The 23,063-nt window shown below is 38.6% G+C and carries 24 protein-coding genes and 1 other annotated feature; of the genes, 1 reads left to right on the top strand and 23 read right to left on the bottom strand.

The features are described 5' to 3' along the window. Nucleotides 1-2: 2 nt before the first annotated feature. From DD627_RS07140 to mraZ, 23 genes are all read right to left on the bottom strand, one after another. A complete protein-coding gene (locus tag DD627_RS07140; protein WP_068805470.1) occupies nucleotides 3-677 on the bottom strand; it encodes a histidine phosphatase family protein in 675 nt (224 codons plus the stop codon). Nucleotides 678-798: 121 nt separating this feature from the next. After that, entirely contained in the window at nucleotides 799-1,926 is a 1,128-nt protein-coding gene (gene mnmA / locus DD627_RS07135) for a tRNA 2-thiouridine(34) synthase MnmA (protein ID WP_057783904.1), read from the bottom strand. Between the two features lie 206 nt (nucleotides 1,927-2,132). Further along, nucleotides 2,133-2,474 (bottom strand): DUF1831 domain-containing protein, encoded by a 342-nt coding sequence (locus DD627_RS07130; RefSeq protein ID WP_057783906.1) that lies wholly within the window; start codon nucleotides 2,472-2,474, stop codon nucleotides 2,133-2,135. Continuing rightward, the gene (locus tag DD627_RS07125) at nucleotides 2,474-3,637 is read right to left on the bottom strand and encodes a cysteine desulfurase family protein (RefSeq protein ID WP_068805465.1); all 1,164 of its coding nucleotides are present in this window, start codon (nucleotides 3,635-3,637) and stop codon (nucleotides 2,474-2,476) included. Before DD627_RS07125 ends, DD627_RS07130 begins: the two co-directional genes overlap by 1 nt. Before the next feature lie 33 nt (nucleotides 3,638-3,670). Continuing rightward, a complete protein-coding gene (locus DD627_RS07120; RefSeq protein ID WP_057783910.1) occupies nucleotides 3,671-4,357 on the bottom strand; it encodes a 5'-methylthioadenosine/adenosylhomocysteine nucleosidase in 687 nt (228 codons plus the stop codon). 10 nt (nucleotides 4,358-4,367) lie between these two features. Beyond that, a complete protein-coding gene (locus DD627_RS07115; protein ID WP_057783912.1) occupies nucleotides 4,368-4,649 on the bottom strand; it encodes a nucleoside/nucleotide kinase family protein in 282 nt (93 codons plus the stop codon). A 9-nt stretch (nucleotides 4,650-4,658) separates the two neighbouring features. Beyond that, nucleotides 4,659-5,198 (bottom strand): NUDIX hydrolase, encoded by a 540-nt coding sequence (locus tag DD627_RS07110; RefSeq protein ID WP_057783914.1) that lies wholly within the window; start codon nucleotides 5,196-5,198, stop codon nucleotides 4,659-4,661. Nucleotides 5,199-5,224: 26 nt separating this feature from the next. Further along, the gene (locus tag DD627_RS07105) at nucleotides 5,225-5,479 is read right to left on the bottom strand and encodes a cold-shock protein (protein WP_057783916.1); all 255 of its coding nucleotides are present in this window, start codon (nucleotides 5,477-5,479) and stop codon (nucleotides 5,225-5,227) included. A gap of 192 nt (nucleotides 5,480-5,671) precedes the next feature. Beyond that, entirely contained in the window at nucleotides 5,672-8,467 is a 2,796-nt protein-coding gene (gene ileS, locus DD627_RS07100; protein ID WP_260267414.1) for an isoleucine--tRNA ligase, read from the bottom strand. A 48-nt stretch (nucleotides 8,468-8,515) separates the two neighbouring features. Further along, nucleotides 8,516-8,729, bottom strand: a binding site (T-box leader). After that, nucleotides 8,728-9,567: a DivIVA domain-containing protein gene (locus DD627_RS07095; protein ID WP_260267415.1), complete on the bottom strand. Its 840-nt coding sequence runs from the start codon at nucleotides 9,565-9,567 to the stop codon at nucleotides 8,728-8,730. It overlaps the preceding feature by 2 nt. A 13-nt stretch (nucleotides 9,568-9,580) precedes the next feature. Further along, nucleotides 9,581-10,372, bottom strand: a complete 792-nt coding sequence (locus DD627_RS07090) for a YlmH family RNA-binding protein (protein ID WP_260274551.1) — start codon at nucleotides 10,370-10,372, stop codon at nucleotides 9,581-9,583. 15 nt (nucleotides 10,373-10,387) lie between these two features. Beyond that, entirely contained in the window at nucleotides 10,388-10,654 is a 267-nt protein-coding gene (locus DD627_RS07085; RefSeq protein ID WP_260267417.1) for a YggT family protein, read from the bottom strand. A 4-nt stretch (nucleotides 10,655-10,658) separates the two neighbouring features. Further along, nucleotides 10,659-11,084 carry a cell division protein SepF gene (locus DD627_RS07080; protein WP_057783925.1) on the bottom strand — a complete coding sequence of 142 codons (426 nt, stop codon included), beginning with the start codon at nucleotides 11,082-11,084 and terminating at the stop codon, nucleotides 10,659-10,661. 87 nt (nucleotides 11,085-11,171) lie between these two features. Further along, nucleotides 11,172-12,461 carry a cell division protein FtsZ gene (ftsZ, locus tag DD627_RS07075; protein ID WP_260274552.1) on the bottom strand — a complete coding sequence of 430 codons (1,290 nt, stop codon included), beginning with the start codon at nucleotides 12,459-12,461 and terminating at the stop codon, nucleotides 11,172-11,174. 25 nt (nucleotides 12,462-12,486) lie between these two features. Beyond that, nucleotides 12,487-13,839 (bottom strand): cell division protein FtsA, encoded by a 1,353-nt coding sequence (gene ftsA / locus DD627_RS07070; protein WP_260274553.1) that lies wholly within the window; start codon nucleotides 13,837-13,839, stop codon nucleotides 12,487-12,489. A gap of 175 nt (nucleotides 13,840-14,014) precedes the next feature. Further along, nucleotides 14,015-15,007: a cell division protein FtsQ/DivIB gene (locus DD627_RS07065; RefSeq protein ID WP_260267420.1), complete on the bottom strand. Its 993-nt coding sequence runs from the start codon at nucleotides 15,005-15,007 to the stop codon at nucleotides 14,015-14,017. A gap of 17 nt (nucleotides 15,008-15,024) precedes the next feature. Then, a complete protein-coding gene (gene murG / locus DD627_RS07060; RefSeq protein WP_057783932.1) occupies nucleotides 15,025-16,119 on the bottom strand; it encodes an undecaprenyldiphospho-muramoylpentapeptide beta-N-acetylglucosaminyltransferase in 1,095 nt (364 codons plus the stop codon). Between the two features lie 3 nt (nucleotides 16,120-16,122). Continuing rightward, nucleotides 16,123-17,499 carry a UDP-N-acetylmuramoyl-L-alanine--D-glutamate ligase gene (gene murD / locus DD627_RS07055; RefSeq protein ID WP_260267423.1) on the bottom strand — a complete coding sequence of 459 codons (1,377 nt, stop codon included), beginning with the start codon at nucleotides 17,497-17,499 and terminating at the stop codon, nucleotides 16,123-16,125. Nucleotides 17,500-17,566: 67 nt separating this feature from the next. After that, nucleotides 17,567-18,535 carry a phospho-N-acetylmuramoyl-pentapeptide-transferase gene (gene mraY, locus DD627_RS07050; RefSeq protein ID WP_057783937.1) on the bottom strand — a complete coding sequence of 323 codons (969 nt, stop codon included), beginning with the start codon at nucleotides 18,533-18,535 and terminating at the stop codon, nucleotides 17,567-17,569. 18 nt (nucleotides 18,536-18,553) lie between these two features. Beyond that, entirely contained in the window at nucleotides 18,554-20,731 is a 2,178-nt protein-coding gene (locus DD627_RS07045; protein ID WP_260267424.1) for a penicillin-binding transpeptidase domain-containing protein, read from the bottom strand. Continuing rightward, nucleotides 20,728-21,117 (bottom strand): cell division protein FtsL, encoded by a 390-nt coding sequence (ftsL, locus tag DD627_RS07040; RefSeq protein WP_057783941.1) that lies wholly within the window; start codon nucleotides 21,115-21,117, stop codon nucleotides 20,728-20,730. Before ftsL ends, DD627_RS07045 begins: the two co-directional genes overlap by 4 nt. Before the next feature lie 13 nt (nucleotides 21,118-21,130). Continuing rightward, nucleotides 21,131-22,078, bottom strand: coding sequence for a 16S rRNA (cytosine(1402)-N(4))-methyltransferase RsmH (gene rsmH / locus DD627_RS07035; protein WP_057783943.1), 948 nt, complete (start codon nucleotides 22,076-22,078; stop codon nucleotides 21,131-21,133). Nucleotides 22,079-22,089: 11 nt separating this feature from the next. Continuing rightward, the gene (gene mraZ / locus DD627_RS07030) at nucleotides 22,090-22,521 is read right to left on the bottom strand and encodes a division/cell wall cluster transcriptional repressor MraZ (protein ID WP_057783945.1); all 432 of its coding nucleotides are present in this window, start codon (nucleotides 22,519-22,521) and stop codon (nucleotides 22,090-22,092) included. Nucleotides 22,522-22,854: 333 nt separating this feature from the next. On the opposite strand from mraZ, the gene DD627_RS07025 reads away from it, so the two are divergent. Beyond that, nucleotides 22,855-22,974 (top strand): DUF4044 domain-containing protein, encoded by a 120-nt coding sequence (locus tag DD627_RS07025; protein WP_084254242.1) that lies wholly within the window; start codon nucleotides 22,855-22,857, stop codon nucleotides 22,972-22,974. The last annotated feature ends 89 nt before the right edge of the window (nucleotides 22,975-23,063 follow it).

Below are 23,063 nucleotides of genomic sequence, written 5' to 3'. Positions count from 1 at the left end.
CCTCAAATCATATCAGTCGGGTCAGCCTTGCGGGCAATATAACTTGTATCATTCCATTTAATTAATGAAAATGTTTGGCCAGCATCAAAAGTCTCTAAAATTGTCGTACTTGTATTTGATAGGCCGCCCCGTTTACGCAAATCCTGCAAATCAGTACCTAGCAGTGTATTCACCAACGCGTTCAAGGCTGCTCCGTGACTGACAATCAACACATTATCCGTAGGTTGGCGATAGATATCTGTAATTCGATGAATAGACGGTTTCATTCGTTGGATAAGTTGTGGAAATGACTCCCCTTGAATGGCCCGTGGATCATATTGATCGGGATGATTCTGAAAATCATCAAATTCGCGTGGATATTTCTTTTTAACATCCGTAAACTTCATACCTTCCATTTTGCCCAAATTAAACTCACGCAACCGACTTGCAATTGTCAGCGGCGTTGGATGACCCTGAAGTTCATCCAAATCATGTTGTAAAGTATTACCCGTAACACGAGCACGTCGAACTGGGCTCACATATATATGACGAAAAGCAGTTAAACTTAGATGCTTAGCCAAGGCATCAATCTCCTTGTAACTTTCCTTCAGGAGTGGTGAATCTCCTCGTGCACCCTGATAACGGCCTTCCTGATTCCATTCAGTTTTTCCGTGGCGAATAAAATATAATTTAGTCAACTTAATCTTCCTTTTCATCTATTGCTAAAACTATTATGCCAGTCTAGCGCAGAAAATTCAAAGTAAACAAAAGCCGTTCACGCTTCCCCATGGAATTGCAAACGGCCTTTTATTTTAATTTTTAGATGTATTGTAAAACTTTATCATTACTGTAAGCAGCATCAATAATCCCGCCACCTAAACACTCCTCACCGTCATATAAAACAACGGCTTGGCCTGGTGTAATGGCACGCGCAGGGTCATCAAAATCAACTGTCATCTGAGTACGATCCTCGTTGAAGTGAACAGTGACGTCAACATCCATTGCACGATAACGGAACTTTGCTGTACAACGGAATGAATCACCACGATCAACAATATCATTTACAAAATGAAGATCAGATGCAACCAATTGATCGGCATATAAATGCTCATTATGGTAGCCTTGACCAACATACAAAATATTCTTCTTCAAATCCTTACCAATAACAAACCAAGGATCATTATTTTGGCTACCGCCGCCGATGCCAAGACCGCGACGCTGACCAATTGTATAATACATCAAACCAGCATGCTCGCCCTTAACTTCGCCGTCAACTGTCATCATCTTGCCAGCCTTAGCAGGTAAATAATTGCCCAAAAACTCTTTAAAATTCTTCTCGCCAATAAAGCAGATCCCAACTGAATCCTTCTTATTAGCAACTGCTAAACCGGCCTTCTCAGCGATCTTACGAACCTTAGCTTTAACCATGCCCCCTAATGGAAACATGACGTGATCTAATTGTTCATGAGTTAGCTGATTCAAGAAGTAAGTTTGGTCCTTATTCATATCCTCTGAACGCAGTAAATGCTGATTGCCCTGTGCATCACGCTCAAGTTTTGCATAATGGCCAGTAGCAACGTAATCCGCACCTAAACTAATGGCATAATCCAAAAAGGCTTTGAATTTAATCTCATTATTACAAATCACATCTGGATTTGGCGTTCGGCCCTTTTTATACTCATCCAAGAAGTATGTGAACACACGGTCCCAATACTCCTTTTCAAAGTTAACCGAATAGTAAGGAATTCCAATTTTTGCAGCGACTTTCGCTACATCCTTGTAATCCTCAGTTGCAGTACAAAAACCATTCTCGTCGGTGTCATCCCAATTTTTCATGAAAACACCAACGACATCGTAGCCCTGTTGCTTGAGCAAATAAGCTACGACTGATGAATCAACACCACCACTCATGCCGACAACGACACGAGTTTTGCTATTGTCTGTCATCAAAATCACCATCATTTCTATCAGATTCTGGAGAATCTACGATTGAAGGTCGCAACATCCAGTAACGATCATTATAACAAAGTAAGCAAATCCTGAAAAGCATTTACTATTTATTAGTTAGTTTTATCTGAAACGTTGAACAACAATCACAATTTAATGACATAAAAAAGATTATACCAACTCAAACTATGGCATAATCCTTCGAACTAAGCTTTGACAAAAACTTCACGGGTAACCATATCATCTAAAATGTAGTGATACTGTTCCACAAGTGGTTGGTCATTTTCTTTGTTAAAAATATTGACCCGCTTCAAACCATTAGCCGTCGTTACTGACATTTTAAAGCCACTTAAATCTTTAGCAAAGATAATGCGTAATTTGTTTCCTTGTTTGTATGGAGAAGTCGGATCCAACGATCGTTCAAACACAAAGTTACCTCCATTAGAAACGATGAAGCCCAAGTCTCTTAACGTGTACTTCTTTACTTCCGGACTTATCTTATACGTATCGTGATCACCATCAACTTTTACTTCTGTTGTAAATGCCATTATTTCACAGCCTCCTTAGTTTTTAAACGCTGAATAATTTGAACTAAATTATCAACTAAATAATCTACATCTTCACTTGTATTATATTTTCCAAAACTAATTCGAATGGATTCCCCAATGCGTGGTGACTCTTTTCCATACATTGCAATTAACACGTGGGATGGCTCTAAACTACCCGCGGTACATGCAGAACCACCAGACACTGCAATTCCATTCAGATCCAAGTTAGTTTGCATCACGTAGGTTGAAACACCCTTAATCCAAAGATTAAATACATGCTGTAAATTGTTGGGATTCAATGTACCATTTATCTCAAAATCAATGTCAGCTTGTTTCAGACCATCAATAATTTGTTGTTTGAAACCTTGATACTTCGTCTGCATCTCAGATTTTACTTCTGGAGTTAATAAAGAAACTGCTTTTGCAAATCCAGCTATGCCTGGCACATTCTCGGTACCTGCTCGGCGCTTATCTTCTTGTTCGCCACCCTTTAGGAAACTTGGGAAGTTGACACCATCCCTTTTGTATAAGAAACCTAAGAACTTAGGACCATTCAATTTATGTGCAGAGGTTGACATTAAATCAATGTGGTCGCGTTTAACATCAATATCCAACAAACCATAAGCCTGTACCGCATCGGTATGAAACCAAGCTTGATGATCCTTTAAGATCTCCCCAATTTCATGAATTGGCATGTGACTGCCCACTTCATTATTCCCCGTCATGATAGAAACTAGGATCGTATCATCACGTAACGCAGCCTTTAAATCATCCAAACTAATTAGACCTTGCTGGTCAACTGGTAAATAAGTCACTTCATAACCGATTGATTCTAAATAAGCTAAAGGTTTCAGAACTGCAGGATGTTCAATCGCTGTCGTGATGATATGTTTACCAAGCGATTGACGAGCAATTGCAGTTTGCATAATCGCCGTATTATCACTTTCAGTTCCGCCACTTGTAAAGATAATTTCATCTTCATTGGCATTAATACTGTCTGCAATCACCTGACGACTCTGATCTAATACCATTCGTGCCTTCCGTCCAAACGCATGTGTACTGGAAGCATTACCAAAGTCTTGACTCATTTCTGAAGTGATTTTTTTAACCACTTCTGGTGCCATGGGCGTGGTTGCTGCATTATCAAAATAAACTTGCTTCATTTCAATTCTCCTACTCATTTTTCAAAAATTCTTTTAATTCTCAAATAACGCTAACAGCATCTTAGCTGAGCGTTTGCCAGCATCAATAATAAAATCATCAAAAGACACGCCAGCATTTTCATCGCCAACATCTGACATTGCGCGAATGACCACGAATGGCACATTGAATTGGTGGGCAACCTGCCCGATTGCACAGCCTTCCATTTCACAACAAAGTGCATCAGGAAAGTTATTCAAAATAGTTTGAATTTTGTCTGAACTACTAATAAATTGATCACCAGTAACGATTAGACCTTTTTTTACCGTTAATCCTGTTTTATGACCAGCGTCCACAATTTCAGCTACTAACTTAGGATCTGCATCAAAACGAGCAGGTTGACCTGGTAATTGTCCTAGTTTATAACCAAATGCAGTCGCATCAACATCATGATAGAGGGTCTGGGTAGAAACAACCACATCACCCACAGACAATTCTTTACCAATCCCACCCGCAGAACCGGAATGGATTAAAGCATCCACTTTGAAATTTGTGACTAATAAAGCCGCCGTGATCCCAGCCTCAACTTTACCAATTCCAGAACGCACCAAAACAACCTCGGTATTTTGAATTGTTCCTTCATAAAAAGTAATCCCATTAATGTCAGTCTCGTTTGTTACTGTTAATGCACTGTGTAAACTTTTAATTTCTTCTTCCATCGCACAAATTACGCCATACTTCATTTTCTATTCCTCATTCCACAAAAAATAATATTAAATAAACAATCACAATTGCCACAAGTAATCCAAAAATAATCCAGTTTAAACGTTTACCTAAATTGCGGCTTTTACGTTCTGCTGTACTTCGAATTGTGGGCTCTTCTTCTGGAGACGCGTCTTCAGCATGTGTTCGAGCATAATCTCGTTCAACTTGAACCCGTTTCCGATCTCGCTTTTCAAACTGCTCATTTTCTGCCTGTTTGCGTTTTTGATAGTCTTCACGAGTCAGACCGTCTTGTTGTTCGTCATCCTTCACAGTTTTCACCTACTTATTTAAAGTTTGCCAGTAGTAAATAGCCAGAACTGTTTTTGAATCTTCAATTGTGCCATCAGTAACCCCTGCTAACGCCTCTGTCAAAGAAAGGGACATTAATTGAATGTTTTCATCAGCATCCTGTGGCAACTTGGTTATTACCTGTTTGAGTCCCGTGGCTACATAAAGAGTCATATACTCGTTTGTAAAACCAGGACTTGTATAAAAGCCAGCAACCCGTTTTAAATTATCTGCTTGATAGCGCGTTTCTTCGTTAAGTTCACGAATCGCAGTCGTCTCATCAGATTCACCAGCCTCAACTTTTCCAGCAGGAATTTCAAGCGTCGTTTTCTTTATGGGTGCGCGCCATTGTTTTTCAAAAATGGCTTTGTTGTCATCTGTAATTGCTAAAACAGCAATGGCATCTTGATGCAAAACCACATCCCGATTAGCTAACTCACCATTTGGTAATTTTACTGTTTGTTGGTAAACGTCAATAATAGCTCCGTTGTAACGGGGTTCACTTTTGACAATTTTTTCTTCAAAATTCATTAATTATTCCTCGAACTTTTTTAAATTTACTTTGTAGATTCATCTTTAGCTTGATCTGGTGTTTCAGACGGCGTGTTGTCAGTCACTAAACTCACTTTGACTGCCTGAAGGCCCTTTGCACCTTGGACGACTAATAAATTAACTTCATCGCCCTCATGTAATATCCGAAAACCCTCGCCTTCGATTGCAGAATAATGTACAAAAACCTCTGTACCATCATCCAAAATAATAAATCCAAATCCTTTATCTTTATCAAAACTTTTGACTACCCCATGTTCCATGAAACTCACTCCTCGCTAGTCTAGCTATTATCTCATTTTAGACTGCTCCTTTAAACATCATACTGATAATTAAGAAAAAAGTAAATTAATTACCGTCTAGTTTGCACACATCTTAACGGATAATAAAAAAATCTCATCAATCATTGTCAAAAATTAGATTCGACAAAATTTTGATGAGATTATTTTTTTGAATTAAGCTTCTAATCCTTCTTCAACTGTTTCTGGATAATTTTCGCGAACAATTTTGGCACAACGCGCACATAATTCAGGATATGCTGTATCTGAACCAACATCCGTTTTAGTCATTCGACAACGGGCACAAACAGAACCTTGCGCAGGTGAAACTTTAACGGCCATTCCCTTAAACTGATCGGCATCTGCAGGAGCTTGATCCAAATCTTCAACTTCTAATTTAGAAATGATCAACAACAAACGTACATTTGTGTTCAAATCATTTAAAAGTTGGTTGGTATCTTTGTCAACATATAGGTTAACTTGAGCTTCCATAGATTTACCAATCATTTTAGCATCGCGGGCCTCTTCCAAAGTCTTCAACACATTAGAACGAATTCCCTTGAATTTTTCCCAGTTGGTAAAAATGGTTTCTTCATCGGCAAAATGTTGTACTTCTGGCATTTCTGCCAATTGAACAAATTCTTCCGGCTCTTTCAAGTACTCCCAAATTTCTTCAGTAGTATGAGGCAAAATTGGCGTAAGCAATTTTGTTAAGCCAACTAAGATTTCGTAGAAGACGGTTTGCATTGAACGACGACTTTGACTCTTTTCAGGATCAATATAAACCACGTCTTTAGCAAAATCGAGATAGAAGGCAGACAAGTCGGTGATCACAAAATTCATAACCCGTTTGTAAATATTTAGAAAATCATATTTTTCATAATCATCGCGTAAAGTTTGAACCAACTTGTTATATTTAATCAACATATATTTGTCTGCTGATTCCAAATTTTGATAGGCCACTTTATCAGTTTTCGGATCATAATCCGTTGTGTTTGCTAGCAAATAACGCAGCGTATTTCGGAGCTTCTTGTAACTATCAGAAATCTTCACAAAGTTTTCCATTGAGACACGAACATCAGATGAAGAATCGACTGAAGCAACCCATAACCGAACAATTTCAGCACCCATTTTCTTGATTACCTCACTTGGCACAATCGTATTACCAAGTGACTTACTCATTTTATGACCTTGGCCATCCAGTGTAAATCCTTGGGAAACCACCTGTTTATATGGTGATTTGCCAGAAACAGCTACACTGGTAATTAGACTGGAGTTAAACCAACCACGATACTGGTCAGATCCTTCAAGATAAAGATCAGCAGGATAGGTGAGATAGTCGCGTTCCGCCAAGACACCTTGATGTGACGAGCCAGAATCAAACCAAACATCCATAATGTCAGTCTCTTTCGTGAATTTACCATTTGGTGAATGCTCACTAGTGAAGCCTTCCGGAAGTAAGTCCTTAGCTTCACGATCAAACCAAACATCGGAACCATATTTTTCAAACAAGTCAGCAACATGACCAATCGTTTCTTTGGTCATGATTGCTTCACCATCTTCACCATAAAAGATTGGCAATGGCACACCCCAAACACGTTGACGAGAAATTACCCAGTCACCACGATCACGAATCATGTTGTAAAGACGTTTTTGACCCCATGATGGTGTGAACTTAACATCATCAATCGCCTTAAGGATTTTATCTCGAATTTTATCCACTGAAGCAAACCACTGAGGAGTTGCTCGGAAGATAACGGGTTTCTTGGTCCGCCAATCAAATGGATAACTATGTTTGTAAGGCATGTAGTCTAATAACAAGTTAGCTGCCTTTAATTTATCTAAGGCAATTTTATTTGCATCATCATAGAAGACACCTGCAAAATCTTTACCAGCTTCATCTGTCATATAGCCTTGATCATTTACAGGTACTAAAATATCTAAACCATACTGCTGACCAACACGGAAGTCATCTTCACCAAAACCAGGAGCAGTATGAACTAAACCAGTTCCGGCATCTAATGTCACAAAATCGCCCAACATGACAACTAATTTACGCTCTGGATAGAATGGATGTTGCGTTAAGACACGATCCATGTCAGCACCTTTAACTGTTTTAAGAACTTTCACATTTTCCCAGCCAAATTTCTCGGTCACATTGTCAACTAATTCTGTGGCAATCACGAATTTGCGGGTTTCACCTTCAGGCTGCACAACTGAATAATCAAAATCAGCATCAATTGTAACCCCTTCAGAAGCAGGGATTGTCCAAGGAGTAGTTGTCCAAACCACCAAATAGGTATCAGTATCCAAGACCCCTTTGCCATCTACAACTTGTTCCGCAAAGAAAGCTGATGGTGAAGTGACATCATGATATTCGACTTCTGCTTCTGCCATGGCAGATTCAGATGACCAAGACCAGAACACAGGATGTTTTCCTTTATAAATCAAACCTTGTTCCGCCATTTTACCAAATGTACGAATTTCTTGAGCTTCAAATTCTGGTTTCAAAGTCAGATATGGATTATCCCACTCACCAGCAACTCCCAAACGCTTGAAGTCTGCTTTTTGCATTTCAACTTGCTTCAACGCATAATCTCGGCAAAGTTTACGGAATTCTGTGGTTGTCATTTTTTTTCGATCATAGCCGGCTTTTTTTAATTGCTGTTCAATTGGTAAACCATGGGTATCCCAACCAGGGACATAGGGAGAACGATAACCTGCCATAGATTTGTAGCGCACAATAATATCTTTGGAAACCTTATTCATGGCATGACCCATGTGGATATTGCCGTTTGCGTATGGAGGTCCATCATGCAAAATAAAGGTTGGTTTACCCTCATTTAACTTTTGTCGTTGTTCATACAGTTTATTTTCTTCCCAAACCTGTTCGCGTTTTAGCTCATTAACAGGTAAATTACCGCGCATCTTAAATTTTGTCTTTCCTAAATTCAATGTGTCTTTTACACGCATTAACTCTCACTCCTTAAATTATTTTTTGATATAAAAAAAGACCTCGTCATAAGGGACGAAGTCTTCGTGGTACCACCCAATTTTGAAAACACTAGTAATGTTTTCCTTAATTCAATAACGGCTTTTAAACCGATCAAATCTACCTGAAGTCAATTTGATGTCTCAGAGATGATATCTCAAATGGATTCTGATTAGCCTCTCATCAATTCGCTAACTCGCTGACAGTTTGCCATTTTTAATGTATTCTCTTCAAAGAAAATCTATTCATTTTTAGCATTAACATGAAGTCCAGAATTTTCATGACCTTCTGAATCTGATTTGTCATTTGGAAAGACAACTACCGTTTCTGGAGCTGTATTCTTTGAATCATCTTCGTCCTCATTATGAGAGTCCCCATCCTGTTTAACCGATGTTTCGGTTGAATTCTCAGCTGGTTTCTCTTTTTCCTGAAGAAATTCATCATCTTTTTTCTCTGGTTCAACAGCCGGCGTAATATCGCGAGCGTCTTCTTCATCAACTGAGTTTACTCTTGACTCTTTGATCTTGTCAAGGGTTCCAGTATGCAACATTGCATTCTTCAGGTCGCTCACCTGCACATCTTGATCTTCTTTTAAAATACTATCCCATTCGCTGCCATTAATCATCTGCAATTGAGAATCAACCAAAACTTGAACCCGTTGGCGATAAAGGCGCGCATTTTTACGTAACTCGTTGGTTGCTAAGATAAGTCGCTTTGCTTTTTCAGCCTGCTCATCAATCACAGCCTCCGCACTAACCCGCGCTTTTTGAACCATTCCATCGGCCTGCTTTTGAGCTTCTTCAGCAGTCAACTCTGCTTCCCGCTTAGAACTACTCTTAACCTTGTCTGCCGCATCTTGTGCAACCAAAATTGATTTATTAAGTGCTTCTTTCATATCATCGAAATATTCAATTTTAGTTTCAGCATTTTCTACTTCTTTTTGTAAAGAAGAGATTTTGTCTAATGCCCGTCGATATTCAATTGCAACTTGTTGTAAAAACTCATCAACTTCATTAGGGTTATAGCCGCGCATTTTATTTGAAAATTGTTTGTTCTGAATATCTACTGGATCTAAAGACATACTGATTCCTCCATCATTTTTTCTTTTTACTACTAATAATTGAAATTAAAATTCGAATTTTATTTTTTTTGGTTTTGCCTTCAATACTGTCAAGCCGAATACGCCCATATCCACGAACTGATAACAAATCATTTGCTACCAATTCAAAATCAGGTCGTTGATGAGGTTTCCAGTTCAAAGTAACCTTCCGTTCTTCTAATAATTCCTTGGCGTGGTTACGAGACAAATGAAAACCCTCTGCAATCACAGAATCAACTCGAACTGACGCTACTGTTGTACTACCCGATTCCCAGTCATTTTCAGGTTCAACTGCATCACTTAACTCTTTTTCAGCCAATCGGACCTTGACATTGCCAATTTTACTAACCTGTGACAAAAAGAAATCTACCATTTCAGATTTTACAAAAAACTGCCACTCATCGCCATTAGAAATGATATCCCCAAACGTGTCTCTTTCCACGCCCATATTAGCAAGCGTCCCTAAAACATTGCGATGATGAATTTTGGCAAACTTTACCGGATAGCCAATGTTCATTAAACTGACATTGAAATCCTGTCGTTCTGGCACAAAATAATCCGGAAAAATAATTGCCCGTTGCATTTCTGCTCTGGAATATCCACCAAAGCTTTGAACTTTGATATCATCCAAACGATTGACTAACGTTATCAAAATGAAAATTTCCCGTGGATTAAGAAAATTTGTTAACACAAATCGGTTTTGATCACGTACTTCTTGAATCCAGCCCGTTGCTTCATCTACAAACGGTGCTTCCTCAGGACGAAAATGTTGCATAATATTGTCCATTTTTAGTTATTCCCCTTATAAAGAACCTAATATAATAAACAAATATTGAATTCCGTACTGTGCCATTTCTAAAACCAAGATAGCTATGATGGGTGAAAAGTCCAACCCAAAAATAGGTGGAATAAATTGAAACACCTTTAGATAGGGCATACAGATTTTAGCAAGCCATTGTCCAAGCTTAGTTTGGTAAGCACCTGGAAACCAGGACATCAAAACGAATACGAAAATCAATAACATGTACAATTGAATAAGTTTACTAATAATATTAAATAAAAAGACCAAATGTTTACTCCTTATTTATATTGTCGTGACTCAAATCTCCATTTTGAATATTTGAGTACAGACTGCCATTAATTTCAAAGCTCTTGGGCGTACACAAAAATATATGTGTGCCCACTTCTTCAATTGAACCATCAATGGCAAACAACGTTCCAGATAAAAAGTCAACGATCCGTTTGGTTTGCTCATCATCAATACGTTCAAAATTTAAAATAACAGCCTGTCCAGCGATTAATTGTTTTGCAGCCTCTTTAGCATCACTAAATATCCTTGGTTCAAATAATGCAATTTGGCTTTTTGAATCCGAAATATTATCATTATCCATCGCAGTCACCTTGTCATCAACATCTGTTCGCTGATTGAAGTCAGTATCAGGTTGCCCTTGTTCATCATCCAACCCAAACAGTTTATTAAATCGATCATTTAATGCCATACAGATCGCCTCCTAATAATGACGCTGTATCAAAGAACTGGGACAAAACAGTTGTCTTGTTCCCAGTCCTTGTAAAATGATATTCAATTACTTACGACGACGTTTGAAAAATGGTGGAGTATCAACACCCTTGTCGCCATCATTATCTGAATCATTAAAAACATTAAAATCTTTCTTTTCAATATCTTTAAATTCATCATCATCCTCAACAGAAGTTGGCCGAACACCATTTGAATTTGATTGACGCAATTGCCAATCACCAAATGGATCATCTTTTTTAGCGCTTTTTTCTTCTGATTTTGGAGCAGCACTACTTGTATTCGACGTGTTAAATGCAGGAGTTGAATTTGTGGAACTCTTTGTAGCTGCCGGAGTATCAAAGCTTGTCCGTGCAGTTGCTCGATGCAGTGGACGGTCGTTTTTCTTGTCAATACCAGTTGCAATGACAGTGACACGTACTTCATCCTTCATGTTTTCGTCGATCGATGTACCAAAGATGATATTAACATCATCAGTAGCGGCTTTAGCAACAATTTCTGAAGCAGCTTGAGCTTCAAACAATGAAAGGTCCGGACCACCAGTAATGTTTAACAGGACTTGCTCTGCGCCATCAATTGAAACTTCAAGTAATGGTGAAGAAATGGCCTTCTTAGTTGCTTCTTCGGTACGGTTTTCACCGTTTGCAGAACCAATTCCCATTAAAGCAGACCCTTGATTAGACATAACAGTTTTAACATCAGCAAAGTCCAAGTTAACGTAACCGGGTGAAGTGATCAAATCAGAAATACCCTGAACACCTTGACGTAATACGTTATCAGCTTCACTGAATGCTTCCATCATAGGGGTTTTTTTGTCAACCATTTCTAACAAGCGGTTGTTAGCAATGATAATCAAAGTATCAACTTGCTCTTTCATTTGAGCAACACCTTCAGCAGCAAAACGTGCGCGCTTTGGTCCTTCAAAACTGAAAGGCCGAGTCACAACACCTACCGTTAAGGCTCCTGTTTCTTTAGCAATCTTAGATACTAATGGTGCAGCACCTGTACCGGTACCACCACCCATTCCAGCAGTAACAAAGACCATATCTGCACCTTCAAGAGCTGAAGATATTGTTTGTTCACTTTCTTGAGCAGCTTTGGTACCAACTTCAGGAGTTGAGCCAGCGCCTAATCCCTTTGTTAATTTAGGTCCTAATTGAATTTTTGTTTCAGCTTTTGATTGTTTTAAAGCTTGAACATCTGTATTGGCAACAATAAATTCAACGCCTTTGACACCTTCAGCAATCATTCGATTAACGGCATTGTTCCCGCCGCCACCGACACCAATAACTTTGATGTTTGCACCAGCATTTTGTTTATCATCCATTGTAAATTCCATCCCTTTTTCCTCCATAATTTTAAAGTTAGTCAAAGAATTCGCTAAACCAGCGCTTGATACTTGCAACTAAGCCGCTAAATGAGAAAGAATTCTCTTTCTTTTGTTTTGGTTTCTTAGGTGCACTCTTCGTCGTTTGACGTACATCTTCACTATTTGTTTGTGGTGCAGGATCTGTATCGTCAGACGCAAATGTCTGTTGTTCTGGAATTGTCCGCGTTCCCGCTACCATCGCGCTCTTTGCCAAAACATCAACCTCACTTAGTGAAGCTTCATAGTTTAGTATAGCGTAAGCTTGTGAAAATGCTGGATGTCTTAAGCCCATTGGTTCAGGCACATACAATTTGACGTTTGTTCCAAAAATATCTGCAGCCAAACTTTGAATTCCCGGAATTGCCGCAGCGCCGCCAGTAATGATGACCCCACCTGGCATATCCAATGCATCAATGTTCTCAAGATGATTATAAGCGTTGTTTAAGATTTGTTCTAGTCTCGCTTCAATAATCTCAGCCAAATATTTCTCAGTGATTTGGGCTGGTGCAGATTGCCCAACAACCTCGACTGGAAAACCATCATCACTAGCGCCATCGGCAAATGCATAGCCATATTCGCGTTTTAGCTTTTCGGCGTTACTCAAAGATGTATTCAAAACAACTGAAATATCTTTGGTAACGAATTGGCCACCCTCTTGATCAACATATGTATACTTCAAATGATGATCATGAATAATTGCTGTTGTTGTCTGTCCTGCGCCCATATCGATGAGAATGGTACCAAAATCTTGTTCCCCATCATTTAAAACAGTTTTTCCAAGCGCTAAAGGATTTAGAACTAGATCTGTTAAATGTAATCCAGCCTGTTGAATTGCGCGTTTTGTATTGTGAATGATCGTCTTGGGACCAGTTAGCACAGTTCCGTTCATTTCTAAACGAACACCAACCATTCCCCGTGGATCTTTGATACCATCAAATCCATCAACAACAAATTCATCAGGTAAAACATCAATTACTTCTTGTTCTGGTGGCAAGCTGTGTACAGAAGCTGCATTAGCAACATTAATCACGTCTTGGTTAGTAATTTCACGTGATGTTTCTGCGATTGCAATCATACCACGACAAGGCTCGATTTTTAACAAATTCGCCGGAATCCCAGCAACTACTTCATGAATCTTTAAATTTGCTTTATTTTCTGCAACTGAAATTGCTCTTTTAATCGCTGCTGATGCCTTGTCAATATCGACAATCACGCCACGATTCATTCCATCAGAGCGTTCACTTCCCACTCCAATAACACTCATTTGCTCATTTACGTTCTCAGCAACAATGACTTTTATTGAGGTGGTTCCTATATCAAGTCCAACATAAATTCCTGAATTATCCATAATAAAGGAACCTCCTAAACATACCCTATTTTAGACCTTTGTATATACTCTCAAGTTTACCATAACTTCAATGTATTTAAATAGTCAATTCTTTTAAAAAAATGAGTAAAAAACCTAAAAATTCAAAAAATACTGCTAATCCACACATTATTTTTCATTTTGGGTCATTACTCGTTTAATTTGTACTTGCAACACTACTGGAAGTGCTTACTGAACTTGTCGTACTCGTTGCAGAATAAGTTTGTCCCGACGAGCTTGAACTAGAGGTGGTCGAATAACTACTACCACTACCGACTGGGCTTGAACTAGAAGACGACGAACTAGTTGCCGTTTCCTTACTCTTATTCTTGAAAGGATAAGAGTAAGCCCCCACCTCTAAATCGATAACTCCTTTTTGTTTCATATCTGCTGCCATTTGTGGATAATACTTCATTTTTTCTGCGAAGGTTGGTAAAACCGCATAAACCTCATTGCCGTCATTCATATAAAGATGCAGTTTATTGGGATTATCCTTGCTTGGCACATAATCAATTTCAGAAATACCAGTGCGAACCACTGAAGGTAATTCTTGGAACTGTGTAAGTAACGTTTTTAATACACTCGCTGAGTGAAAGTTTTTAAAAACGGGATAATCACTGGACGGTTGCTTTTTTGACTTTTTGATTACCTTTCCATTATCTAAAATGGTGTAGTAATACTTATTTCGCAAAACTAGCCCAGCAATTGAATTTTCCTTCACTGTTACCTTTAAATGATTGAATCCTTGGCGTTTTATTTTGTAACTTACAAGTTTAGGTTGTTTCTTATAAACTGACGTCGATTTGTTTCGTTGTCCAAAAAGATAGGGAAAAATCCAATCATCTTTTTTCACATTGCCGATCTTCATGATTTGCGTCTTAGAAAATTCTTTATTTCCTGTCACTTTTATCGACTGTATATGACTAAGAGGTGAAAGTAAGTACCCTGCAATAATTAAGATCAAAATTAAAACACAGCTAAACCAAATCCAAAATTTTTGTGGTGCCTTTAATTTTGGCACAAAAGTTTGCGATCTTTTCTTTTCTTTTTCTGCTTTCTTTTTCTCAATTTCCTGGTTACGTTGTACCTTTTCCCAGGGAGTCAATTCCCGTTTTGGCTGAGGAGTTTTCGTTTTCTTTTTTCTAAACACGATCGCCACCCCATTTTCTATTTTTTAATCACCGATTCCAAAACATTCAAAAGATCTTCTGCTGCTCGTGGGCGACCCATTTTTTTAGCTGCTTCACCCATTTTTTTACGTTTGTTTTCATCGGTCATGAGTTCATCGGTAGCTTTTACTAATGAATCTGCATCTAAGTGAACCTCAGGTAATAATTCAGCAGCACCCTTTTTCACCAAACTTCGCGCATTTTTTGTTTGATGATCATTGGTTACATAAGGACTTGGCACCAAAATTGAAGGAATTCCTAACGCTGTGATTTCAGCGATACTAGTTGCTCCCGCCCGACCTAAAATTGCCTCAAAGTTTGGTAGCAATTCAGGCATTTTACTAATGTATGGTCGAACCACTACATTACTTCCTAAATCGGATGGCTTGATGGCAGCCATAATTTTTTGGTAGTGTACCTGACCCGTGACAAACAAAACCTGATAATCTTTTTGCTTAAGCTGTGGGAGTGCTTCGACTGTTGCTGAATTAATTCTTTCTGCACCTCGACTACCACCAAAAATTAGTAACGTAGGAAGATTGCTTCTTAATCCATACTCACTAAGTGCATCGTTTGGTTGCATTAACGCGACTTGAGTTGCTCGTGGGTTACCAGTGAAAACAACTTTTTTAATTGGAAATTGCGAACGGGCATCCTCAAACGAAATTCCAATTTTTGTTACAAAATGGCTTAAGAATTTGTTGGTAACACCTACCACACTATTTTGTTCATGAATCACCGTTGGAATTCTTTGGAGACTCGCAGCAAAAACTACCGCCCCACTAACATAGCCACCAGTTCCCACAACAACATCAGGCCTAAATTCTTTAATCATTTTATGGGCATCACCGACACTTTTCAAAAACAGACCAATCGTTTTAAAGTTTTCTAAGGACAACGATCGTTTGAAACCTTGAATTTTAATCGTTTTAAACGCAATACCCTGAGCGGGTACAATTTTGCTTTCCAATCCTTTTTCAGTTCCCACATACAAGATTTCAGAATTTGGTTCGCGTTTTTTTAAGGCTTCTATTAAGGCCAATGCTGGATAAATGTGACCTCCAGTACCGCCGCCCGAAATCATTAATCGCATTGTTTAAGCCTTCTTTCCGTTTTGAAGGGTTTGAACAGCGTTAATGAATTCATCCCCACGAACTTCAAACGTTTTGTATTGATCCCAACTTGCATTGGCAGGAGATAACAAAACCACGTCCCCAGTATCACTTGCTTTGTATGCAAGCGGAACAGCATCCAACACTTTGTGAGCGAACTCAATTACGGGAACCCCAGCATTTTTTGCAGTCTCAGCCAGCAAGCTACTTGTTTGGCCAACTAAAATAATGGCTTTAACATGGGCTTTAAAATCAGCTTCCAACTTTTCAAACGTATAGCCACGATCTAATCCACCAGCAATTAAAACGATTGGTTTTGTAAATGAACGTAGCGCAACTTGAGTAGCTTCAATGTCGGTGGCTTTTGAATCATTGTAGAAATCTCGGTCATTCCAAGTGGTGACGTACTGAACGCGATGTTTAACGCCACCAAAGCTTTCTAATACGTGGACAATTGACTCATTCGACTGCCCTTCAATTTTAGCCACTGCAATTGCCGCCAACGCATTTTCAACATTTTGTACACCAGGTACTTTTATGTCTGAAGCCGCAATAATCTTTTCACCTTTAAAGTAAAGATCTTCGCCTTTCTGGTAGGCGCCATCTTCAGTTAAATCCTGTCGAGAAAACGGGACAACCTGAGCTTTAGTTTGTTTGCTTAAGTGTTGCCATTCTGGATTATCCCAGTTAATCACCAAATAATCTTTTTCGGTTTGATTTTTAGTAATGTGCATTTTATCACGCACATAGTTTTCACGGGTACCATGCCAATCCAAATGATTAGAAAAGATATTAGTAATTACAGCAATATGGGGTTTGAGTGTCGTGACACTGGCCAACATAAAGCTTGATAACTCAGTCACCATCGTATCTTGAGACTGAATTTTTTGCACAACTGTAGTTGCAGGAATACCAATATTTCCGGCCAGATAAGCATGTCCAGCAGGACGTTTTTCATCAAGCATCAGCTGAATCATAGTTGTGGTTGTTGTTTTACCATTACTTCCGGTAATTCCGATCATTTCACCACTTAAAACTTGATACGCAAGTTCGGGCTCTGAAATAATTGGAATTTTTTTGCTGAGTGCGCCTTTAATGATTGGGTTTGTATATGGGATTCCTGGGTTTTTAACGATGAGTTCAAAACCTTCGTCCAATAAAGTTAGGGGATGACCACCTGTAACCACTTTGATACCATCTTCTAACAATTCCTGGGCATCTGGATTCTCGTCAAATGGTTTGGCATCATTCACCGTAACTAATGCTCCCAATTTCTGTAATAATCGGGCTGCACTCACCCCACTTTTTGCCAATCCTAATACCAATATCTTTTTATCTTGATAGTCTGTAATATCCTTCATGACTCTTTCCCTTCAAATCAAACTTTATTATTTTGAGGACGTAGCAGAATGCGTTCAAAAATCTAAACTAGTTAAGAATGCCAATCAATGCAATCATCGCACCAATTAAGCCAACACACCAAAACACGATATCCACTTTCCACTCACTCCAACCCAACATTTCAAAATGATGGTGGATTGGACTCATTTTAAAAATACGATGACCGGTAAGTTTAAACGAAGCAACTTGTAAGATGACACTAGCTGTTTCACAAACAAAGACAACCCCAATTAACAGCAAGGCAGCTTCGTGATGCACTAAGATGGAGACGGCAGCTAAAGCACCACCTAAGGCTAAAGATCCCATATCACCCATGAATATTTTAGCTGGTTTATGGTTAAAGATGAAGAACCCAAGCAATGCCCCAATGATGGCTAAACAAAAGATAAGCACATCAAATTGATTTTGCACCGCCGCAATAATGGCATACGCGCCAAAGGCAATGATTGCTAGTCCACTCACCAAACCATCAAGACCATCCGATAAATTGACCGCATTTGAAAAACCGACCAACCAAAAGATGACAAACAATGCAAACCAAGCACCAAGATGCCAGCCACCTACCCAAGGTAAATTAAGTACTTGGGCAAAACCTTCGTGAACATACACAAAATAAAAGATAACAGCACCCACAACCTGGCCTAAAAATTTCTGCCAAGCTTTCAATCCTTCATTTTGTTTTTTCATTAGTTTGATACTGTCATCCCAGAAACCAAGAAAACCATACATAATCAAAATTACAATCAAAATTACGCCTGTTGCATTAATTTGATGACTTACAATTTCAAAAAGCAAACTGCTCAGACTGATGGCTACTATAAAAATCAATCCGCCCATTGTGGGGGTTCCAGATTTTTTTTCGTGCCATTTGGGACCTTCTTCACGAATCATTTGGCCCTCATTGCGACTACGGAAATAATTGATAAACGACGGCATGGCTGCCACCGTTATTAAGAAACTGACAAGTATCGTTCCAATCTGCTCTATCGAATTCATAGTAAACTCCATTCTCTCTTACTTTTGCTTAAGTTTTACCGTCAAAGTTTGTCCGCTTTGAATAGTCGCACCGGCTTTTATCGATTGTGACTTGACAAAACCGGTTCCGGAAAAGTCTGCCTGTAAACCAACTAACTTAGTTAGCTTAAGCACATCGTTACGTGACCATCCCGACATGTTTGGCATCTGCATCTGACCACTTGTCACAAGAATAACGCGCTGACCGGCCAGCATTTCAGTATTGGCAGCTACTGATTGTCGAGTCACAGTATTACCCGTTCCCAAAACCGTGGCCGCGATGCTTTCTTTGCCAAGTTGTTTGGTAGCTGTATCAGCAGTTTCGCCAACCATATTTGCAATTTTTGCTTTTCCGGTTAATTGGTTCTTAGCCGTAGTTGAATTTTCTCCTAAGGCTTGTTTCATAACTGGACTGAAGATTTCATCCAAAAGCTGAGTTGCCGTTTTTGTAGCAGGCAACGTTGGCTGTTTCATTGTGATATACATGATGTACTTTGGATTACTTGCAGGAACCATGCCAACAACTGAATATAGATAACTATCATCTGTATTCAAGTATGTCCCATTTGATCCCACGACTTGAGCAGTTCCAGTCTTAGCCGCAACACGGTACCCAGATAGCTTAAAATCGGAGCCAATGCCATAACTCTTATAAACAACATCTTGCATCAATTTACGAACTTCTTTAGCTGTTGAACTACTAATTGGATGTGCCACAGTTTTCGTCTTCATTCGGTAAGTAACCTTGCCTGTGTTACTGTTAACTATTTTTTTGATATATTGTGGTTTTACCATTTTACCATTATTCGCAATTGCCGTGAATCCTTGTAGCATTTGCATCGTGGTGACATCTATTCCTTGACCAAAAGCAGTATCAGCCTGATCAATTGGGTAAGAGAACTGCATACTTCCCTTCGCTTCACCACTCAAGCCAGAATTTGTGCTTTGCAAGAATTTGAACTTTTTAATGTACTTCTTCCAAGTCTTTGCACCCATTTTACGTTCCAAATGGGCCATCGCAACGTTACTTGATAGGGCAAAGCCTTCTTCATAGGTAATTAATCCCCAACCTGAGGTTTGCCAATCTGGCACGACTTGACCATCTATTTTATAAGTTCCAGATTTATACTTTTCCTTAGCATTAAAATGGCCACTATCAATGGCCGCAGCAGCCGTAAATACCTTCATGGTCGATCCTGGCTCAAAAGTGTCTTGAACAATTGAATTGCTCCATGCTTTACTAATGCCACTTTTAGTTGTGGGATTAAATGTTGGCCGTTGTGATGTAGCTAAAATAGCACCGGTTTTGGCATTCATAATAGTTGCCGTCATAGACTTAGCATGGACCTGTGCTTGGACCTTTGTCATTTCAGACTCAAGTAAAGTTTGTAAACGGGTATCCAACGTTGTGTAAATGTTTTCGCCATCAACTGCAGCTTTCTTTTCTTGAGAGGAAGGCAACTGATACCCAAATTTATCCTTTTGAATGGATCGTTCCCCATCAGTTCCCGTTAATTTTTTGTTAAAGGCACTTTCAATACCCATAACACCTTTTAATTGGGTAATATCCGAACTCTTCTTCTGAACCGACGCCGTAATTCCAATCAAATTTGAAGCAAAAGTACCGTTTGGATAAAGTCGAGCTTCAGATTGAATAAAATTGATACCAGTCAGTTTATAAGATTCAATTTTTTCTTTCGTAGCTACCGAAATATTTTTTCCTGCCGTTCCAAATTCTACTTGAAACGAGTTCTTATTAGTTGGATTTAACGCTTTAAGGGCTTCTTTTTTTGAAATTGGTAAATATTTTGCCAAAATCTTAGCAGTTTTAGCCTTATTAGTGACATAGAGTGGCTTCTTATTGGCACCCACCTGGGATTTATTCAAAACTGCATAAATCGAGTATGTGCTAGTATCCTCCGCAATTGGCTGACCAGATGCGTCGAGGATGGATCCACGCTGTGCTTTGAGCACTTTATTATCTGTATATAAACGACGGGCCTGTGAACTCAAATTGATGTGTTCTACAGTCCCGCCAATTGCAATGTAGGAAAAACGTAGAATTAAGATCACGAAGAGGGCAATGGCTATGAAAAAAAGCCATTGACCGAACGCTCTTCGATTGTGGCTTGATTTGTTATTATCGTCCTTTTTTGAACGCTTTTCGTTATTGTTCATTTATTAACATTCCTTATATTTGAAGTTGTCAGGCTTAATCCATACTGTTTCGCAATTTTGTTTAAGCGAGTACGACTGGAAAGCTGGTTCACTTCCTGTTTCAAATTGCTGTTATCAGAAGTAACTTTCGTAACTTGCTCTTGCGAACTAGATAAATTATGTTCAGCGCTTGATAATGCAATTTTACCAGAAACTACAAAAATCATTAAGCCTGTCAAAATTATACCGCAGAATGTCATTAAAATTTTCTCGAATTTTGAAAATGGCAAAGACTTTGGAATGACGACAGCTTTTGCCTTATGTAGAGTCCCTTCTTTAAGATCCGGTATACTTCGTTTTACGGGTTTACTCGCCGGAAATGCTTCTGCTAAATTATTTTGTGCCATTATAAATCAGTCCCTATTTTATTTTTTCAATAACTCGGAGTCTTGCGCTATGAGCGCGATGATTATGTGCCAATTCGTCCTCACTAGGTAAAATGGGTTTTCGGGTAGCCAATTTAAAATGGGGTTCAAGCTCTTTGGGAATAACTGGCAAACCCTGAGGAAGTTCAGGTAAATTTGCTTGTTCTTTAAAAATATTTTTAACCAATCGATCCTCTAATGATTGAAATGTGATCACACTAATTCTTCCGCCAACCTTTAACAGATCCAAGGCCTGCTCTAAAGAAGTCTCCAAAACACCTAATTCATTGTTAACCGCAATTCGAATAGCTTGGAAAACCCGCTTTGCAGGATGTCCTCCTGTACGACGTGCAGCTGCCGGAATTGCTTTTTTTATAAGTTCAACTAGTTCGCCAGTTGTTTGAATTGGTGCAATTTCTCGTTGTCGTTCAATTTCACGAGCAACTTGTTTAGAATAGCGTTCTTCACCATATCGAAAGAAAATCTTCACTAATGATTCATATGACCATTGATTAACCACAATTTGAGCGGTTAATTCAGCAGATTGATCCATGCGCATATCAAGTGGTGCGTCGTGTTGATAACTGAAACCACGACTAGCGTCATCCAATTGGGGTGATGAAACTCCTAAATCATAGACAATGCCATCCACGTGTTGAACGCCATACTCTGCCAAATCTTTTGTAATATTTTTAAAATTATCTTCAATAAAAGTAACTTGATTACGATCTAAATAATCTTTCAAATGACTTTGATTATATTCAATCGCTGCAACATCCTGATCGAAAGCATACAAATGACCCTTTTGACTTAATTGGCTTAAAATCAACTGACTGTGACCCCCACCACCAAGGGTGCAATCCACATAAATACCATCTGGATTGAGATTTAATTCGTCAATTGCTTGGTTTAGTAAAACAGTTGTATGTTGAAACTCACTCATTTTTCTTACTCCTACAAGCCAAAATCAATTAAATTTTCAGCAATATCGTCAAAATTTTCTTCTGTATCTGCAGTTACTTCATTCCATTGGGCTTCATCCCAAATTTCAAATCGATTTGATACACCGACTAAAACACATTTCTTAGTAAGTTTTGCATGTTCACGTAATTGTTTCGGAATATTAATTCTGCCTTGCTTATCAAAATTACATTGTGTTGCATCTGCAAACAAAAAACGTACAAAAGCACGATTATTTCGTTTGTTCAACGGTAATTTTTTTAGATTATCTTGAATGTGTTGCCATTCTGCCAGCGGATAGCCAAACAAACAGCCATCTAAACCACGTGTGATAACAAAATCAGTTCCAAGATCTTCCCTAAACTTGGCAGGAACAATTAGTCGTCCCTTGGTATCAAGTGAATGTTGATATTCGCCCATGAACATACTAATTGCCCCTTTCCTCTCGATTACAAATTTAGTTTACCACTTTGTACCACTACCTACCACCAATTTCGAAAACTATTTTAAAATGCTTAATTTTTATTATATTTATGATAAAAAAGCGTTTTTATATTTATCAAAATATTCTTTGTAATTACTAGTATAACAGCATTCATAAATAAAAATAAACTTTGGTGGATGATTGGTGGGGATTTTTTTAAAATTTTAAAGTAAAACCAATCAAAAATGGTGATCTTTTGATATTTTTGAAAAAAATTTGAAAAGTTAAAATGAACACGTTAGAATAGTGAGTAACATTTCGGAAAGTGGTGCCTTATGAAAAAAAAGAAGAGTACATTTCAAAGAGTTACGATGATTGTGGTTTGGATTATGATTATTAGTATGGTTGGTTCAGTCGTTTTAACAGCTATATCTTCACTTGGATTATTAGGATAAAAAATGAGGAACACCATTTAATTGGTATTCCTCATTTTTTATTTTTCGCTAATCTCAGGACAGCTCGATAAAACGATAAGCCACAAAAT

Origin of the sequence: Pediococcus sp., assembly GCF_003533255.1 — a bacterium.
GTDB lineage: Bacteria > Bacillota > Bacilli > Lactobacillales > Lactobacillaceae > Pediococcus > Pediococcus parvulus.
Note: the sequence above shows the minus strand (reverse complement) of the source record. Positions and strands in the feature narration are given on the sequence as shown.